Source organism: Streptococcus sp. HMSC071H03, from assembly GCF_001813035.1.
Lineage (GTDB): Bacteria > Bacillota > Bacilli > Lactobacillales > Streptococcaceae > Streptococcus > Streptococcus anginosus.
In genome coordinates this window covers 1-392 of record NZ_KV811175.1, presented here as the reverse complement: position 1 = coordinate 392, position 392 = coordinate 1, and the positions used below count along the sequence as shown (strand labels likewise).

Genomic DNA, 392 nt, shown 5'->3' with positions numbered 1-392 from the left:
GCCCGATTGCGATCAACCTATGGTATGAAATTCAGTCCCAAGTTGGAAAGGGATGGGGACTGAAATATCAGGCAGTTAAATCTGGTAGAGTGGATGCAATTGATATTTTCACTACAGATGGACAGCTTCATGGAGCAAATCTCGTCGTTTTGAAAGATGATAAAAAAATCTATCCTTCTTATCAAGCAGGAACGGTTGTTCGGTCAACAACTCTTAAAAAATACCCTCAATTGAAAAGAGCACTAGCTAAATTAGATGGTATTTTGAACGATAGCAAAATGGCAGAATTGAACCACAAAGTAGAAAATGATAAAGAAGAACCTGCTAAAGTTGCTCATGACTATCTTGTAGAGAAAGGAATTTTCAAATCCAATTGTTTAATAATGTCTTGA

Annotated in this window: 1 pseudogene; it reads left to right on the top strand. The window is 36.5% G+C overall.

The features are described from left to right. Positions 1–392 (top strand): annotated as a pseudogene (locus HMPREF2887_RS09600) (glycine betaine ABC transporter substrate-binding protein); the annotation flags it as partial.